At 63.7% G+C, this 17,302-nt stretch carries 16 protein-coding genes and 1 pseudogene; 9 read left to right on the forward strand and 8 right to left on the reverse strand.

All coding sequences use genetic code 11. From position 1 onward, the window contains the following. Positions 1–456 precede the first annotated feature (456 nt). The 3 genes from NGM28_RS25490 to NGM28_RS25500 all read left to right on the forward strand — a co-directional run bounded on the left by NGM28_RS25490 (position 457) and on the right by NGM28_RS25500 (position 5,514). A complete protein-coding gene (locus NGM28_RS25490) occupies positions 457–1,830 on the forward strand; it encodes a TolC family outer membrane protein (RefSeq protein ID WP_240063613.1) in 1,374 nt (457 codons plus the stop codon). A gap of 63 nt (positions 1,831–1,893) precedes the next feature. Continuing rightward, complete coding sequence (locus NGM28_RS25495; protein WP_240063853.1) at positions 1,894–4,029, forward strand: type I secretion system permease/ATPase; 2,136 nt, start codon at positions 1,894–1,896, stop codon at positions 4,027–4,029. 129 nt (positions 4,030–4,158) lie between these two features. Further along, positions 4,159–5,514, forward strand: coding sequence for an HlyD family type I secretion periplasmic adaptor subunit (locus NGM28_RS25500; protein WP_240063614.1), 1,356 nt, complete (start codon positions 4,159–4,161; stop codon positions 5,512–5,514). Positions 5,515–5,615: 101 nt separating this feature from the next. On the opposite strand, the gene NGM28_RS25505 is transcribed toward NGM28_RS25500, so the two are convergent. The 4 genes and pseudogenes from NGM28_RS25505 to NGM28_RS25515 all read right to left on the reverse strand — a co-directional run bounded on the left by NGM28_RS25505 (position 5,616) and on the right by NGM28_RS25515 (position 8,946). Further along, positions 5,616–6,209, reverse strand: a complete 594-nt coding sequence (locus NGM28_RS25505) for a tRNA-uridine aminocarboxypropyltransferase (RefSeq protein WP_252092068.1) — start codon at positions 6,207–6,209, stop codon at positions 5,616–5,618. Between the two features lie 137 nt (positions 6,210–6,346). Next, a complete protein-coding gene (locus tag NGM28_RS25510; RefSeq protein ID WP_373694299.1) occupies positions 6,347–7,375 on the reverse strand; it encodes a methyl-accepting chemotaxis protein in 1,029 nt (342 codons plus the stop codon). 234 nt (positions 7,376–7,609) lie between these two features. Continuing rightward, a pseudogene (locus NGM28_RS29090) lies at positions 7,610–7,954 on the reverse strand (PAS domain-containing protein); the annotation flags it as partial. Positions 7,955–8,052: 98 nt separating this feature from the next. Next, the gene (locus NGM28_RS25515; protein WP_213657813.1) at positions 8,053–8,946 is read right to left on the reverse strand and encodes a LysR family transcriptional regulator; all 894 of its coding nucleotides are present in this window, start codon (positions 8,944–8,946) and stop codon (positions 8,053–8,055) included. Positions 8,947–9,172: 226 nt separating this feature from the next. Here NGM28_RS25515 and speB point away from each other — a divergent pair, with 226 nt between their 5' ends. Together speB and NGM28_RS25525 are read left to right on the forward strand one after the other, a co-directional pair. Then, a complete protein-coding gene (speB, locus tag NGM28_RS25520) occupies positions 9,173–10,123 on the forward strand; it encodes an agmatinase (RefSeq protein WP_213657814.1) in 951 nt (316 codons plus the stop codon). A gap of 248 nt (positions 10,124–10,371) precedes the next feature. Next, positions 10,372–11,751, forward strand: a complete 1,380-nt coding sequence (locus tag NGM28_RS25525) for a sodium:solute symporter family protein (protein ID WP_240063617.1) — start codon at positions 10,372–10,374, stop codon at positions 11,749–11,751. A 114-nt stretch (positions 11,752–11,865) separates the two neighbouring features. Here NGM28_RS25525 and NGM28_RS28750 read toward each other — a convergent pair whose 3' ends face one another. Continuing rightward, on the reverse strand, positions 11,866–11,994 hold the full coding sequence (locus NGM28_RS28750) for a PA1414 family protein (RefSeq protein ID WP_256660254.1): 129 nt from the start codon (positions 11,992–11,994) through the stop codon (positions 11,866–11,868). Positions 11,995–12,118: 124 nt separating this feature from the next. Next, positions 12,119–13,012: a putrescine utilization regulator PtrR gene (gene ptrR / locus NGM28_RS25530; RefSeq protein ID WP_252092072.1), complete on the reverse strand. Its 894-nt coding sequence runs from the start codon at positions 13,010–13,012 to the stop codon at positions 12,119–12,121. 106 nt (positions 13,013–13,118) lie between these two features. Between ptrR and NGM28_RS25535 the strand changes: the two genes are divergently transcribed. The 3 genes from NGM28_RS25535 (at position 13,119) to NGM28_RS25545 (ending at position 14,963) form a co-directional block, all read left to right on the forward strand. After that, positions 13,119–14,285 carry an MFS transporter gene (locus NGM28_RS25535; RefSeq protein WP_252092074.1) on the forward strand — a complete coding sequence of 389 codons (1,167 nt, stop codon included), beginning with the start codon at positions 13,119–13,121 and terminating at the stop codon, positions 14,283–14,285. Between the two features lie 77 nt (positions 14,286–14,362). Continuing rightward, positions 14,363–14,665, forward strand: coding sequence for a type II toxin-antitoxin system RelE/ParE family toxin (locus NGM28_RS25540; RefSeq protein ID WP_252092076.1), 303 nt, complete (start codon positions 14,363–14,365; stop codon positions 14,663–14,665). Further along, a complete protein-coding gene (locus tag NGM28_RS25545) occupies positions 14,658–14,963 on the forward strand; it encodes an addiction module antidote protein (protein WP_011535020.1) in 306 nt (101 codons plus the stop codon). Before NGM28_RS25540 ends, NGM28_RS25545 begins: the two co-directional genes overlap by 8 nt. Before the next feature lie 73 nt (positions 14,964–15,036). On the opposite strand, the gene NGM28_RS25550 is transcribed toward NGM28_RS25545, so the two are convergent. Together NGM28_RS25550 and NGM28_RS25555 are read right to left on the reverse strand one after the other, a co-directional pair. Further along, positions 15,037–15,963, reverse strand: coding sequence for a DMT family transporter (locus NGM28_RS25550; protein ID WP_252092078.1), 927 nt, complete (start codon positions 15,961–15,963; stop codon positions 15,037–15,039). Positions 15,964–16,225: 262 nt separating this feature from the next. Further along, a complete protein-coding gene (locus NGM28_RS25555) occupies positions 16,226–16,825 on the reverse strand; it encodes a hypothetical protein (protein WP_252092079.1) in 600 nt (199 codons plus the stop codon). A gap of 197 nt (positions 16,826–17,022) precedes the next feature. Here NGM28_RS25555 and NGM28_RS25560 point away from each other — a divergent pair. Next, on the forward strand, positions 17,023–17,302 hold a 280-nt coding region (locus tag NGM28_RS25560; RefSeq protein ID WP_252092080.1), incomplete at its 3' end, for a transposase.

A 17,302-nucleotide genomic window follows, 5' to 3' on the forward strand; every position in this document is an offset into this window, starting at 1 on the left:
CTCGCAGTCCAAGGCTGGCGGGTCATGCAGGCAACGCCCGACGCACAGGGCAGCCGGATCGTTGCTGTCACGTGCGTGGGCAATCACGCTCCCTGTGACGACTTCCGCGATAGCGGTACTGGACAGTGGCCATCATTCGATGCCAAATTTTTGTCGCCAAATTCCGCTTTCGCCTTCCTCCCCTGCTTCCTTAGCTGCAAAAAATATGGATCTTTCTCCGAGGCCCGAAAAACGCCTGTCCCAGCCGGTTCCCGTAACCACTTGAATGAAACAATGTCGCGGATTCCTTAGACCGCATAAGTTTTTTTTCGCATATACCTTATGAAAATTTCTTCTTAGCTCGCCTTATAAATGTTCTTAGCTCTGTTGTTACAAACCTGAAACGGTTTGATTCTTATATTTCGTCATTTTATTGGCGATCGCAGGACATTTTTTGAGACCAGGGAGAAGTACCCCATGCGCGTTTTAACCCCCATCACCAGTGCGATTTTGTTGGCCATGGCGTGTGCCAACACTCAGGCGATGTCGATTACCGAGGCCGTCCAGAACGCCGTGGACCAGCATCCTGAAATCAGTGCCAGCCGCAACAGCCGACTGTCCGCCGACGAGGATGTGAAATTCGCCCGCGGGGGGTACTACCCGACCGTCGACCTGGTGGCCGGGTATGGCCGGCAGCGTTCGGACAACACCAATACCCGTGGTTTCAATGCCGATGGCACGCGCAACCACAATAAAGAGACCCTCAGCTACACCCAGTCCGAACTGCGCCTGCGGCAGATGCTGTTCGACGGCTTCAACACCGCCAACGAAGTCGGCCGCACCGAGGCGGTCGCCACGTCGCGCGCCTACTACACCCAGGCCACCGCCGAAACCGTGGCGCTGCGCGCCATCGAGGTCTACCTCGAAGTGCTCAAGCGCCGCGAACTGGTGACCCTGGCCAAGAACAACCTGCAGGCGCACCTGCGGGTCAATGACCAGATCGGCCTGCGCAGCGAGCGCGGCGTGGGCAGCACCGCCGACCTCGACCAGTCCCGCGCCCGTCGCGCCCTGGCCGAGAACAACCTGGACACCGCCGAGGTCGACCTGGCCGATGCCGAAGCCAATTTCTTCAGTGTGATCGGGCGCATGCCCGACGAGCTGGAAGCCCCGGCCACCATCAAGGGCGAAGTCCCGACCGACCTGCAGGGCGCCCGCCAGGGCATGCTGGAGAACAACCCCTACCTCAAGTCGGCCCAGGCCGATGTGCAGTCGGCCGAGCAACAATACGAAGTGGCCAAGTCGCCCTTCTATCCGCGCCTGGATGCGGTGCTGGCCACTGGCGCCAACAACAACATCGGCGGCCAGAAAGGCCACGACAACAACGACTGGCAGGCCGGCGTCGAGCTCAGCTACAACCTGTTCCGCGGCGGCAGCGACAAGGCCCGCCTGCAATCCGACGCGCACAAGATCAACCAGGCCATGGACATCCGCAACAATGCCCTGCGCGAGCTGAACGAAAACCTCAGCCTGGCCTGGAACGCCATGAACAACGCGCGCAAGCAACTGCCGAGCGCGCGCGAATACGCCGAGACCACCCAACGCGTGCGCGCCGCCTACCAGGACCAGTTCGGCCTGGGCCAGCGCACCCTGCTCGATGTGCTCGACAGCGAAAACGAGCTGTACAACGCCAACCGGCGCTACACCGAAGTGCGCTACACCGAAGAGTTCTCCATGTACCGCCTGCTGGCCAACATGGGTGAGCTGCTGAGCAAGCAGCGCATCTCGTTGCCGCCGGAAGCCATTGCCAAGACCGAAGTGCGCAACGAGGCGAGGTTGCCCGACATGCGTTGAGGTCCGCCGCAACAGGCTGCCCGCCAGCGTCCAACGCGACAGGAGTAGGCCATCGTGACCAGTATGCAAAGCGCGCAACCGCGCCTGGATGTGGATGATCCGTTGCTCGATGGCCTGCTGATCCTGTGCAAGCTGCACGGCTGCCCTGCCAGCCGCGCCAGCCTGTGCAGTGGCCTGCCGCTGGCCGACCAGCGCCTGGGCCTGGCCCTGCTGCCGCGCGCGGCCGCCAAGGCCGGTTTGCAGGCACGGCTGCTGCACCGCGAGCTGGACGCCATTTCGGCGCTCAACCTGCCGGTCTTGCTGATGCTCAACGACGGCCGCAGTGCGGTGCTGCAACGTTGGGGCGAAAACGGCCGGGCGCTGCTGCTGCCCTGCGAGGCCGAAGGCGGCGAGCAGTGGGTCGAGCGCGAGGCGCTGGCCGAGGCCTACAGCGGACAGGCTCTGTTCGCCCGTCCGCGCCATTCGTTGGAAGAGGTGCGCGCCCCACTGCTACCGCGGGTCAACGCCTGGTTCCGCGACACCCTGCGCCACTCCCGCTGGCTGTATGGCGATGCCCTGCTGGCCAGCCTGCTGATCAACCTGCTGGGGCTGATGGTGCCCCTGTTCGTGATGCAGACCTACGACCGCGTGGTGCCCAACCAGGCACTGTCGACCCTGTGGGTGCTGGTCGCCGGCCTGTTCATCGGCACCGCCTTCGAACTGGTGCTGCGCATGGTCCGCGCCCACCTGCTCGACCAGGCCGGCAAGAAGACCGACCTGATCCTCTCCGCCACCCTGTTCGAACGCATCACCGGCATGAGCATGAAGGCCCGCCCCGCCACCATCGGTGGCTTCGCGCAAAGCATCCACGACTTCCAGGGCCTGCGCGAATTCCTCACGGCGGTCACCCTGACCAGCATCATCGACCTGCCCTTCGTCGCCCTGATGCTGCTGGTGATCGGCCTGCTCGGCGGCTGGCTGGTGTTGATCCCGTTGATCGCCTTCCCGGTGGCCATGGGCCTGGCGCTGTTCATCCAGGTGCGCCTGCGCGACACCGTGCAGAAGAGCCTGAGCCTGGGCGCGGTGCGCCAGGCCCTGCTGATCGAGACCCTCGGCGGCCTGGAAACCCTCAAGGCCTGCGGTGCCGAAAGCGAGCGCCAGTACCAGTGGGAGCACACCAACGGCGCCATTGCCCGCCTCGATGCCCACGCCCGCAACTTATCTGCGCTGGCCAGCAACGGCACGCTGTTCATCCAGCAGTTCTGCGGCATGGCCACCATCGTCGCCGGGGTGTACAGCATCATTGCCGGCAACCTGAGTGTCGGCGCCCTGGTCGCCAGCTACATGCTCGGCAGCCGTGTGCTCGCGCCGCTGGGGCAGATCGCCGGGCTGATCACCCGCTACCAGCAGGCGCAGTTGACCATGCGCAGCACCGACGCGCTGATGAGCCTGCCCCAGGAGCGCCAACCTGAACACCAGGCGCTGGATCACACCACGCTGCAGGGCGGCGTGAGCATCAGCCATGCCACCTTCCGTTATGCCGGGCAGACCGCGCCAGCGCTCAATGACGTCAACTGCGTCCTCAAGCCTGGCGAACGCATCGGTATCATCGGCCGCAGCGGCTCGGGCAAGAGCACCCTGGCGCGGCTGCTGATGGGCTTCCACCACCCCGACGAAGGCCAGGTGCTGCTGGACAACCTCGACCTGCGCCAGCTGGACATCGCCGACCTGCGCAACCAGCTGGGCTACGTGGCCCACGACCTGCCGCTGCTGGCCGGCAGCCTGCGCGACAACCTCACCCTGGGCGCGCGCCATGTCAGCGATGCGCGCATGCTCGAAGTGGCGGAGCTGACCGGCGTCAGCGAACTGGCCCGCCAGCACCCGCAAGGTTTCGACCGCCCGGTGGGCGAGCGTGGCCAGCTGCTTTCCGGCGGCCAGCGCCAGGCGGTGCTGCTGGCCCGGGCACTGCTGCTGGAGCCGCCGATCCTGATCCTCGACGAACCCACCAGCCACATGGATAACAGCAGTGAAGAGCAACTGCGCCAGCGCCTGCTCGCCTGGGTGCCGGGCAAGACCCTGCTGCTGGTCACCCACCGCACCTCGATGCTCAGCCTGGTGGATCGGTTGCTGGTATTGGACAACGGCAAGATCGTCGCCGATGGGCCGAAGGACGCGGTGATCGATGCGTTGCGCAAAGGCCGTATCGGCGCGGCACTGTGACACGACAACCATCCCTGTAGGAGCGGGCTTGTCCCGCGATGAAGACACCGCGGTGCCTGGCACGGGCCGTGCCCGTGATCGCGGGGCAAGCCCGCTCCTACAGAGGGCCAATTTTCCTGGAGGTGAGACATGCCCCTCAGCCACAGCGTACGCAGCTACCTCCACGGCACCGACAAGCGCGCCGAACGCGACTACATGCCGGAGCTGGCCGGCGCCACCCTGCAGGACGCACCGAGCCTTTCACGCCTGACCGTGTGGCTGACCGCGATCCTGCTGCTGGTGGCGCTGGCCTGGGCCAACTTCGCGGTGCTCGACGAAGTCACCGTCGGCGAGGGCAAAGCCATTCCCTCCAGCAAGGTGCAGGTGATACAGAACCTCGAGGGCGGCATCGTCACCGAGATTTTCGTGCGCGAAGGGCAGATGGTGGACAAAGGCGCCACCCTGCTGCGCCTGGACGACACCCGTTTCAAGTCGAACAAGGGCGAAAGCGAAGCCGACCGCTACGCCCTCACCGCCCAGGTCGAGCGCCTGTCGGCGGAGTCCGAAGGCCGCCCCTTCGCGCTGTCGGATGAAGTACGGGCCAAGGCACCGCAAGTGGCCGAGGACGAAGCCGCCCTGTACGACTCGCGCCAGCGCCGCCTGGCCAGCGAGAAACAAACGCTCAATGAACAGCTGCGGCAGAAGACCCAGGAGCTCGCCGAGTTCCGCTCCAAGGTCGATCAATACCGGTCCGCCTTGGGCCTGCTGCAGCAGGAGCTGGACATGTCCTCGCCGCTGGTGGGCAAGGGCGCCATCTCGCCGGTGGAGATCCTGCGCCTCAAGCAACGCACCGTCGAAGCCCGCGGTCAGCTCAACGCCACCAGCCTGGCGATCCCCCGCGCCGAAGCCGCGGTGGCGGAGATCAGGAGCAAGATCCAGGAGGCCGACGCGGGTTTTCGCTCCGACGCCGCCAAGGAACTCAATGACAAGCGCACCGAGCTTTCGAAGATCACCGCCACCAGCATCGCCATCGACGACCGGGTCAACCGCACCACCGTGGTGTCGCCGGTACGCGGCATCGTCAAGCTGCTCAAGGTCAATACCATCGGCGGGGTGGTGCAGCCCGGCAGCGACCTGGTGGAGATCGTGCCGATCGAGGACAACCTGCTGATCGAGGCCAAGGTGCGGCCACAGGATGTGGCGTTCCTGCACCCGGGACAGACGGCGATGGTCAAGTTCAGTGCCTATGACTACACCATCTACGGTGGGTTGAAAGCCAAGCTGGAACTGATCGGCGCCGACACGGTGACCGATGACAAGGGCAATGCGTTCTACCTGATCCAGGTACGCACCGAGAAAAACCATCTGGGTGGGGATAACAAGCCGCTGCTGATCATCCCGGGGATGGTGGCCACGGTGGATATCATCACCGGGCAGAAGAGCGTGCTGGATTATCTGTTGAAGCCAGTGCTGAAGGCACGAACGGAGGCGTTGCGGGAGCGGTGAGCCCAGCCCCCTGTAGGAGCGGCTTCAGCCGCGATAAAGGCGACGCGGTGTCTGTTACCCGCTTCGCAGGTGATCGCGGCTAAAGCCGCTCCTACAGAGGTCTACCCATGATTGCGCTGGAACGTCTCGGCCCCCATGGCTTCGATCTGCCCCTCGATCAACGCCTCGAATGGGCGCAGCAAGGCATCGAAATCGGTCGGCGCTTCCAGCACCTTCAATGCCTGCACCACCGCCTCCAGCGTCGACAGAGCGCCCGGTTCCGGCGCCTTGCGCAACCGGTAGCGCGATGGCCGAACATCGCCCAGCGTCACCCGCGGCAGCGCCTCCAGCAGCGGGTTCAGGTACAGCATCTTGCGCGCCTTGCGCCAGGTGCCATCGGGGACGATCAGCAGCAGCGGCAGGTTGTCATCGTATCCATAAGCCTGCAGGACTTCGGCCCCCTCTCCAGGGAACAGCAGCGCTGGCCGGTAGCCCGGCGTGGCCAGCAGATCCTGCAGGTCGTCGAACACCTCGCCGATCCGCAGTTCGGCGTTGACCAGGCCAAGGGTCGCCAAACGCGCGGTGTTCAGGGCGTGCGAGGTTTCGCTGGGGTGCTGCAAGACGACCACCCGGGTGCGACTGTCGAGGTGCGGGATCAGTGGGCAGAGGCAATGGGCGAGCGGGCGCTGGCAACGCTCGCAGCGAGGTCTGGACATGAGGGGGCTCCTTCGGGCGCGTAGTTTGCCACAGGGTTGCGGTGAGGCTGCAACCCTGGGGCTGCGGCGCAGCCCATCGCCGGCAAGCCGGCTCCTACACCAGACCGGGTAGGAGCCGGTTTGCCGACGAACAGGCCTCAACGATTGAACCGCTCCGCCAGGCTGTGCAGGTACTCCGCCATGCGCTCCAGGTCCTGGCTGATCTCGGCGCCCTGCTTGGCCTGCCCGGCACTCTCATCACACAGGTGGGCGATGCGCACGATCTGCTGGTTGATATCTTCGGCCACATGACTTTGCTGCTCGGACGCGGTGGCCATCTGCTGGCTCATGCCAGTGATGCGGCTGACCGCCTGGGCGATTCCGGCCAGCGCCTCCTGCACGGCCTCGACACTGTGCACGCTGTCCTGGGAGATCTGCTGGCCGCGGCTGGCGCTGGCCACCGCGCGGTCGGCACCGCTGCGCAGGCTGGCAATGATGTGATGGATCTCCTCGGTCGAGGTGCGAGTACGCTGGGCCAGCGAGCGGACCTCGTCGGCGACCACCGCGAAGCCCCGGCCCTGCTCACCGGCCCGCGCCGCCTCGATGGCGGCGTTGAGCGCCAGCAGGTTGGTCTGTTCGGCAATCGAGGTGATGACATCCACCACGCCGCCGATCGACTGGGTCTGCTCGGCCAGCGCATTGACCGCCTGGCCGATATCGCCGACCGCCTCGCGCATGCTGCCCATCGCCCGCAGGCTCTGCTCGGCCAGCTCGCTGCCCTGCTGGGCGAGGTGGTCGGCGTCGCTGGCGGCATGGGCGGTGCTCTGCACGTTGTGGGTGACCTGCTGGATGGTCGCGGCCATCTGCGCGATGGCCGTGGCCGACTGGTCGGTCTCGCTGCGCTGGCGGTCGAGCATCTGCGCCTGGGCACCGGACAGGTCCGAAGACTGCGCGGCCCGCGACTTGACCCCGACTCCGGCGTCCACCAGGCGAGTCAGCGCGGTCTGCAGGCGTGCCTCCTCACTGATGATGGCCAGGTCGAGCTGGCCCTGCAGGCCGGGGTTGTCGCTGTAGGTCAGGGCCACCAGCGGGCTGGTGAACGCCTTGGGGTGCTCTTCGAGCGTACGGCGTATGGCCTGGTTCTGCCGGTGTTCGACCAGGTACCAGGCCGCCAGCAGGCTGGCCATCAGCACTCCGAGCGCCGCGTACGCGGGTAACCAGAGATAGGCCGCAGCCGACAGCAGGCCAGCGCCGATCAGCGGCCAACCATGCCCGACGCCGTGGCCCAGGCGGGCCGCCAGAGGCACCGGAGAACGGCCGGCGCGCAAGCGCGCATAAAGATGCTCGGCGCGACGGATCTGCTCACGGGTCGGCACCGAGCGCACCGACTCGTAGCCACTGATCCGGCCATTCTCGTAGATCGCCGTGACATAGGCGCTGACCCAGTAGAAATCGCCGTTCTTGGCGCGGTTCTTGACCACGCCCATCCAGGGCTTGCCTTGCTTGATGGTGTCCCACATATGGCCGAAGACCGCCGGCGGCATGTCGGGATGACGCACCAGGTTGTGTGGCTGGCCCACCAGTTCGTCGTAGGTGAAACCGCTGATGGCCACGAATGCGTCGTTGCAGTAGGTGATGCGGCTGTTCAGGTCGGTGGTGGAAATCAGCCGCTGGTGTTGGGGGAAGGTTCTTTCGTGCTCAGTGACGGGCAAATTCATGCGCATCGTTGGCGGTCCCTTGCTTATCCAGATGAGTGGGAAATTCATCAAAGCAAGTAGATGTTTAGCAGAAGGCCATCACGTCAGCGGTCAAGTTTTGTAGGAAATTTACTCGACCTGACGGAATGTGCTGAACACGGCCTGGGTCAGCCCACGTTGAGTTGGCTCTTGAGCAGGTCACGGAATGTCTGGATCAAGGGTTCCCGGCTCCGTCCACGACGAATGATCAGGGAAAACGGCGCCTGGTAACCAAAGGTGGCCGGCGACAATACGCGCAGGTCACCCTTGTCGACCCAGGCCTGGGCATAGTGCTCGGGCAGGTAGCCAATGTAGGCGCCGGAGAGAATCAGAATCAGCTGCGCTTCCATACTCTCCACCGTTGCCGCGCTGTGCTTGAAGCCATGCCGGGCCAGTTCGGCCTGGCTCCAGTAACCACGCCCGACCATGCGTTGCTGGGTGATCACCGGCTCGGGGATGCGCCGCTCGGCGAACAGCGGGTGGCGGCTGCTGCAGTACAGCCAGTGCTGCTCGCGGTACAGCGGCTGGTAGACCAGGCCGCTCATGCGCGAGGAAAAGGCGCCGATGGCCAGGTCCAGGCGGTTGTCCTGCACCCCCAGTTGCAACTCGTAGGGGCTGGAAACCGACAGATGCAAGTGCACCGCCGGGTGCTCCTGGCTATAGGCGCCGATGGCTTCGGCCAACGGCAGGGCGCGGTCGCCGACGGTGGAGTCGATCACCCCCAGGTTCAGGGTGCCGCGCAGCTCGCCCTTGAGCGCCGCCGCGTACTGTTCGAAACCGTCCAGCTCGCCCAGCAGGCGCAGTGTTTCCTGATGGAACAGTTCGCCCTTGCTGGTCAGGCTGAAGCCGCCCCGGCCGCGGTGGCAGAGCACGATGCCCAGGGCGCTTTCCAGCTGGCTCATGTAGGTGCTGATGGCCGAAGTCGACAGGTTGAGGTCACGCTGGGCGTTGGCGAACCCCTGATGGCGCACCACGCTGGCGAAGATCCGCAGCAGTTTCAGGTCGGGCAGCGATGAGGCCATGGGGCGATGGGTCCGCGGGCTGGAAATGGCCAGAGTCTAACTCGCCTGCACGCCGATAGTTCAGAAAATCCTGAAGTAAGTTTTTGTCGGTAGCGATTCTTCCCGGGCACTACCTTGCGCAGACTGCGGCGAAATGTCCCTGTCCGCCGACATGACCCGATCATCCAGGCGCGCGGCGGCACAGGTTCGAACAAACAGAACAATCGACCGACTGATGAGGCCCACCGTGGACAAGATTCTCCACCAACCACTGGGCGGCAACGAAATGCCGCGTTTCGGCGGCATCGCCACCATGCTTCGCCTTCCCCACCTGCAAAGCGCCGCAGGCCTGGACGCCGCCTTCATCGGCGTGCCCCTGGACATCGGCACCTCGCTGCGCTCGGGCACCCGCTTCGGCCCGCGGCAGATCCGCGCCGAATCGGTGATGATCCGCCCGTACAACATGGCCACCGGTGCCGCCCCGTTCGACTCGCTGTCGGTGGCCGACATCGGTGACGTGGCGATCAACACCTTCAACCTGCTGGACGCCGTGCGCATCATCGAGCAAGCCTACGACGAGATCGTCGAGCACAACGTCATCCCGCTGACCCTGGGTGGCGACCACACCATCACCCTGCCGATCCTGCGTGCCCTGCACAAGAAGCACGGCAAGATCGGCCTGGTGCACATCGATGCCCACGCCGACGTCAACGACCACATGTTCGGCGAGAAGATCGCCCACGGCACCACCTTCCGCCGCGCGGTGGAGGAAGGCTTGCTTGACTGCGACCGCGTGGTGCAGATCGGCCTGCGCGCCCAGGGCTACACCGCCGACGACTTCAACTGGAGCCGCCGCCAGGGCTTTCGCGTAGTACAGGCAGAAGAGTGCTGGCACAAGTCGCTGGAACCGCTGATGGCCGAAGTGCGTGAAAAGGTCGGTGGCGGCCCGGTATACCTGTCGTTCGACATCGACGGCATCGACCCGGCCTGGGCGCCTGGCACCGGTACCCCGGAGATCGGCGGCTTGACCACCATCCAGGCGATGGAGATCATCCGCGGCTGTCACGGCCTGGACCTGATCGGCTGTGACCTGGTCGAAGTCTCCCCACCCTACGACACCACCGGCAACACCTCGTTGCTGGGCGCCAACCTGTTGTTCGAAATGCTCTGCGTGCTGCCAGGCGTGGTGCGCCGCTAAGGCGGGCCTCCCCCTGTAGGAGCGGCTTCAGCCGCGATCACCCACGAAGCGGGTGCCAAATGCGGCGGTGCCTGCTTCGCGGCTGAAGCCGCTCCTACAGGTAATGAAAAGCACGCTGAAAGATTGACCCCGGCAGGAGCCATTCGGGAGGGCCACAGAGGCCCGCCAACACACGACAGGACCGCCGGGCGCCTTGCACCGTCCGGACGGCCGATCTCGCCATAATAAAGATAATCGGGAGACCCCCAATGGCCTTGGACATCATCGTTGTACTGATCTATGCCGTCGGCATGCTCGGGCTTGGCTGGTACGGCATGCGCCGGGCGAAGACCCACGAAGACTACCTGGTGGCCGGGCGCAACCTCGGCCCGACCCTGTACATGGGCACCATGGCCACCACCGTGCTCGGCGGTGCCTCGACGGTCGGTACCGTGCGCCTGGGCTATGTCCACGGCATCTCCGGCTTCTGGCTGTGCGCCGCGCTGGGCCTGGGGATCATCGCCCTCAACCTGTTCCTCGCCAAACCCCTGCTGCGCCTGAAGATCTTCACCGTGACCCAGGTGCTGGAGCGCCGCTACAACCCCATGGCGCGCCAGGCCAGCGCGGCGATCATGCTCGCCTATGCGCTGATGATCGGCGTCACCTCGACCCTGGCCATGGGTACCGTGCTGCAGGTGCTGCTCGACGTGCCGTTCTGGATGGCGCTGCTGTTCGGCGGCGGCGTGGTGGTGGTGTACTCGACCATCGGTGGCATGTGGTCGCTGACCCTGACCGATATCGTCCAGTTCATCATCAAGACCGTGGGCCTGATGTTCATCCTGCTGCCGGTGTGCCTGTACAAGGCCGGCGGCTGGGACGCCCTGGTAGCCAAGCTGCCGGCGGCCAGCTTCAGCTGGACCACCATCGGCTGGGACACCATCATCACCTACTTCCTGATCTACTTCTTCGGCATCCTGATCGGCCAGGACATCTGGCAGCGGGTGTTCACCGCCCGTGACGAGAAGGTCTGCCAGCGCGCCGGCACCACCGCGGGTATCTATTGCGTGCTGTATGGTCTGGCCTGCGCCATGATCGGCATGGCCGCCCACGTGCTGATGCCGGACCTGGCCAACCCGAACAACGCCTTCGCCGAGATGATCAAGGGCCAGTTGCCTGAAGGCATCCGTGGCTTGCTGATGGCTGCCGCCCTGGCCGCGATGATGTCCACCGCCAGTGCCGGCCTGCTGGCCGCCTCGACCACCCTGACCGAAGACCTGCTGCCCAAACTGCGCGGCGGCAAGCAATCGAGCCTGGGCATCAACCGCCTGTTCACCCTGCTCACCGGCCTGGTGGTGCTGGGTATCGCCCTGGCGGTGAACGATGTGATCAGCGCCCTGACCCTGGCCTACAACCTGCTGGTCGGCGGCATGCTGATCCCGCTGATGGGGGCGATCTTCTGGAAACGCGCCACCACCGCCGGCGCCATCGCCAGCATGTCGCTGGGCTTCGCCACTGCGCTGTTCTTCATGTTCAAGGATGGCCTGGACGCCAACTCGCCGATCTACTACAGCCTGGCTGTTGGCCTGGTGAGCTTCGTGGTGGTCAGCCTGGCCTCGCGCAAGCCGGTGACGGCAGTCAACCTCGCCTGATGTGTTCGCCGGCAAGCCGGCTCCTACACGAATTCCGTAGGAGCCGGCTTGCCGGCGAACCAGAAACGCAAAAGGCCGCCGCATCGTGCAGATGCGGCGGCCTTTTGCCTGGTTTCAGCGGCGACGCGGCTGGCGCTTGCGCTGTTCTTCGTCGGTTGGAATCGGCACCGGCTGCAGCGGTGGCGGGAGCAAGCCCAGGGCGACGGCGAGGTCGTGGAGCCAGTTATACATGCGTTGGTTCATAATGCCCCCTTGACGGGTCAGCCTCACGGTCAATCGATTCTGCGATGCTTCATACAGATCATAGACCTATGTCCTGTACTGCGCATGCCTACGCTCTTACAGATATGGGCGATTTTGACCCGAATCAAGCGGACGCCGCAGCATCCGACGGCCGGTCAATCGTTTCGCTTTGTTGCAAATCGATCCACGCCTGCAGATTTGCACCGCGCATGCCCTGGCGCCACATCAACCAGGTCACGGCGTGATCGAAGGGTGCCTGCAACCGGTGCGCGCGTACCCGGTCACGCCCAGGCAAGCTGTCGAGCATCGATTGTGCCATCAGCGCCACCCCTGCCCCGGCGATCACGCAGGCCAGCATGCTCTGGTACGACTCGATTTCCATCACCCGGCCCATGGGCGTGTGGGCATGGGCGTACCAGGCCTCCAGGCGCATGCGGTACGAGCAGCCCTGGCGGAAGGTGAACACCGCCTTGCCGGCGACATCCTTGGCGCTGTGCACCGCGGGGTGCTCGGGGCTGGTGATCAGCACCAGCGTCTCGTCGCACAGTGGTATGCCATCCAGGCCAGCCAGGTTGAGCGGGCCGTCCACCAACGCCGCGTCCATCCGGTGGCTCAGCACGCCCTCCAGCAGTTCGCCGCTGGGCGCCGCCTGGACTTGCAGGTTCACCTGCGGATACGCCTGGTGGTAGCGCGCCAGCAGCGCCGGCAAGTGGATAGCCACCGTGCTGTACATGGTGCCGAGCACGAAGTCCCCCGCCGGTTGACCCCCTTGCACTGCCGCCATCGCCTCATCACGCAGGTTGGCCAGGCGGCTGGCGTAGTCCAGCAGCACCTTGCCGGCCGGCGACAACTGCAGGCGCTGGCGTTCACGCAGGAACAGCTCCACCCCCAGTTGCTCTTCGAGCTGGCGCAGGCGCGTGGACAGGTTCGACGGCACCCGGTGCAGGCGCTCGGCGGCGCGGGTGACCGAACCTTCTTCGGCCACGGCCTGGAAGATGCGCAGTTGGCTGAACTCCATGATCTTCTCCAAAACAGAACAACTTGATCATCATTATTCAATTTTATTGAAAGTCAATGCGCCCTACCCTGCCACCCATCGCATCCCTTCGTGCAGGAGACTTTCCATGTCGCCCCTCGTGCAACTGCTGGCCAGCGCCGTGGCGCTGATGATGGCCATGGGCATCGGCCGCTTCGCCCTCACCCCGCAACTGCCCCGGCTGATCGCCGAGGGCCAGTTCGACCTGACCGCCGGTGGCCTGATCGCCGCGGCCAACTACCTTGGCTACTTCCTTGGCGCTGTGGACGGCATGTTCGCCCGCCAACCGGCCCAGGTGCGTCTGCGCCTGCACGGCGGCCTGTGGTTGTGCGTGCTGCTGACCCTGGCCTCCTGGGCCGCCGATGGTTTCTGGAGTCACCTGCTGTTGCGCTTCGGCACGGGAGTGGCCAGTGCCTGGGTACTGGTGATGATCGCCAGCCTCAGCCAGCAGTTGGCCAGTGCCCATGGCCAGCAGCGCCTCGGTGCCCTGGTGTTCGCCGGGCCGGGCGTGGGGATCGCGCTGACGGGCGTCCTGGCCTTGGCTGCGCACCTGCTCGGGCTGAACTCGGCGGCCCTGTGGCTGGTGTATGGTGTCGCCGCGCTAGTGATGCTGCTGGCGGTGCTGCCGTGGCTGCCAAAGGCACTGGAACCCGCCGCCGCAGTCACCGTCGACAGTAGTCAGCGGCGCGTCACCGGCATCGGGCGCCTGGGCCTGGTCTATGCGCTCTACGGGATTGGCTACATCCTGCCGGCCACCTTCCTGTCGCAAATGGCCAGCCAGCAGTTTCACGGGCAATGGCTCGCCGACCTGTTCTGGCCTGCGTTTGGGCTGGCATCGGCGCTGGGGGTACTGCTGGTCAGCCTGCGTCGCTCGGGGCGGACCTCAAGCTGGCTGACGACGACCCTATGGCTGCAAGGGCTGGGTGTACTTGCCTGCCTGCTGGGTGGCGGCATCGGCCTGGCTTTGGGGGTACTGCTGTGCGGTGGGCCATTCCTGGCTTGCATGCAGTTGGTGATGCAGCGCTCGCGGGAATTGGCGCCCCATGCCACGCAGCGCAATGCCGGGCTGTTGACTGCGTGCTTTGCCCTGGGGCAATTGAGCGGGCCGTTGCTGGCGGCCTTGAGCAACCACTACAGCGCCAGCCTGCAGCCTGCATTGATGTTGGCGGCTGCAGGGTTGACCGTGGCGGGCATGCTGGTCATCACGGGAAACCGCCGTTTGCAGGGCTGCCCACCGGGAACCCGAATGGCCTGACAGGGAAAGCCCTGACTGCAAAAGGCAGAAATCATTTGCGGCCGTTCCCGCTGTATTTTATAAACTACATTCACCCGATGAAAACCATCGAATCCAGCAGTTTCAGGCGTTGGCTGATCGGGCTTCGGGATACCACGGCAAGGGCCAGAATCGTCGCTCGAATCAACCGGCTCAAGGAAGGACTAGCGGGTGACGTTTCACCGGTCGGCCATGGCATGAGTGAGCTGAGAGTCCATTATGGCCCAGGCTATCGGGTGTACTTTCACCAATGCGGCGATGCCTTGATCATCCTGCTTTGCGGCGGCGACAAAGGCAGCCAGCAGCGGGACATCAAGGCAGCCCGGCAGATCCTGCAGTCGTGGAGGATGCAAAATGACTGAAACGTTCCATGAATTCGACGCCGCCGCCTATCTGACTTCCCCGGAAGCTATCGCGCAGTTCATGACCGATGCATTGGAGACAGGGGATGCAGCCTACGTGGCAAAAGCCGTGGGCGTGGTAGCTCGCGCCAAGGGCATGAGTGAACTGGCAAAGGAAACAGGCCTGTCTCGCGAACAGCTTTACCGCTCGTTCAGTGAACACGGCAATCCAACGCTCAAGTCGTTCCTGACTGTCATGAAAGCGCTGGGAATAGACATGGCTGCCAGACCTCACCTGGTCCAGCAAGGCGTGGGCTGACCGACAAACGAATTACCTTGCCGACCCCTTGGCGGCTAATGCCGCTCAAGGGCCGGCACTTGCTTCTACCCTGTCATCCCACCAGTTTGCGCAACTGCTGCCGCACCCACGCCTCGGCGCTGACCATGACCACGCCGAGCAATACCATCACCGCGCCGATCACGAAGTTCAGGCTCAGCGGCTCATCCAGCAGCAACACGCCGAAGGTCACCCCGAACAACGGTGTAATGAACGAGAACACCGCCAGGTTCGACGCCAGGTACTTGCGCAGCAACCAGAACCAGGTCAGGTAACTCAGGAAGGACACCACGATCCCCTGAAACAGCACACTGCCCACCGCCAGCGGGGTCAGCGAGTAATCGGCGATCTGCCCGCTGATCAGCGCGATCAGCACCAACCCGACAAACCCCACCGCCAACTGATAGAACAAGGTCAAGGTCACCGGTGCCTCGGACAATCGCGAGCCACGCACCACCACCGTGGTCGCGCCCCAGGCCAGGCCCGCCAGGATCGCCAGGCCATCGCCCAGCAACATGCGGCCATCGAGCTGATCGAGGGAAATACCGCCAGCGAACGCCAGGGCGATCCCGCCGAACGCCAGCAGGATGCCGAACCACTGCAACAGCCGCAGCCGCTCGCTGGGCATCATGAAATGCAACCCGAGCGCTGTGAAGATCGGTGCGGTGTAGAGGAATACCGACATGTGCGCCGCCGAGGTCAACTTCAGCCCCTCGGCGATGAACAGGAACTCCAGGCCGAACAAGCCACCGGCCAGCAGCCCGGCGCGCCAGGTCGTGCCAACCTGCCCCCAGCCACCTTTGAAGCAGACCAGCAGCCCCACCAGCAGGGCGGCTATGCCATTGCGAAACGCCGCCTGCATCACCGGGGCGATATCCACGGCGGCGGACTTGATCAACACTTGCTGGCAGCCCCAGACCAGGCACAGCCCCAGCATGACCTGGAAGGCGAAGGCGTCGGGGTTCTTGCGGGCCACCGTCATGGGCGCCCCCTTTGCAGATTGAACGACATGGCAAGGCTCGGCAGTAGGAATGGATCCTGATTATCAGACGCCAAGCCTTGTCGATACCAGCCTAAAATGCCCCGCCTGCAATTCGTACGTCGACGGGTGACCGATCAAAGGTGTTCTCCTCCAGTGGGCCCCCTGCTGGTCCAGTTCCTGACGAGGGTGCCGACACCAATAGGGGGCCTGCATGGACTTAAGGCATCGCCAAAAAGGCACAAAAGGGAACACTTTTGCCTTTTTAGCACTTATACAGATCGCAGAAATACTCATTGGTACACTTTCCACTCAGCACCCGCGCCGAATCGAAATCCAAAGTTTTCGATACGACGATTCCTGTTCTCAGGGCCTCTGGAAAATCTTCAATTGATGCGTACACTCCAGGCATCAAAAACCTGAAGTAATCCCCCATATTCGTGGAACCATCGAAGCCAACGGGGAAGTCTTCTCCCTCTCGGGAACCTTCAACCGCATGATAGACAAAAAAACCTTTGTTAGAAGCAAGGCTGGCTTCACTATAGATTCCTTGCTCTTCGAGACCACCCAACATTTCATCCAGAACGAAAGCTTTGTCTCTTCCTTGCCAGCGCCATGCCGAATACAAGTCCACCGTAAAGCCACCTTTCTTCAAAGGTGGGTACGACCGAAAGACCTGAGACTCCTCCCACATGAATTCACTGATGGCGTCCAGCATTTCCTCTGCTCCGCTCAGCGCCAAGAGCACTTTTGGAATATCACCAAAACAATTGTTCACCATGACCGCAATTCGACCAACTCTATCCATAGCCAACCACGTATATATAGTGCCGAAGCCAGGCTCCCATTGTTCATCAAGGCTCATTACTGGTTCCCCTTAAGCCATGTCACCGCGCAACTTTCGAAGACTTATATAAGAAACATCGCCTCGTCGCCAGACACCGATCAAAAGGGCAGATTTATTTTCTAGGCTCTGTACGAAATCCCGAGAAACCTAATCGTCGCTCCTCCAGCGCTGAGATTTTGTAGAGTCACGCGCCATTAACGGAAAGGAATTCTGTGATGGCAAGGCGCTACGAACTCACGGACGAGGCCTGGGATGTGGTCTCCGATCTCTTCATCGAAACCCATGGCCGAGGCCGGCCCCGACTAAGCGACCGCCTAATGCTCGATGGCGTGCTGTGGGTGCTCTGCTCGGGTGCTGCATGGCGAGATATGCCTGAGCGCTTCGGCTCATGGTCAACGGTGTATCAACGGTTTCGGGGCTGGCGAAACCAAGGGACTTTCGAGCAGATGCTCAAACGTCTGCACCTGAGATTGAATGAGCAAGGCTTGATCGATC

Origin of the sequence: Pseudomonas sp. MWU13-3659 (genome assembly GCF_023757525.1) — a bacterium.
Classification (GTDB): domain Bacteria; phylum Pseudomonadota; class Gammaproteobacteria; order Pseudomonadales; family Pseudomonadaceae; genus Aquipseudomonas; species Aquipseudomonas entomophila_E.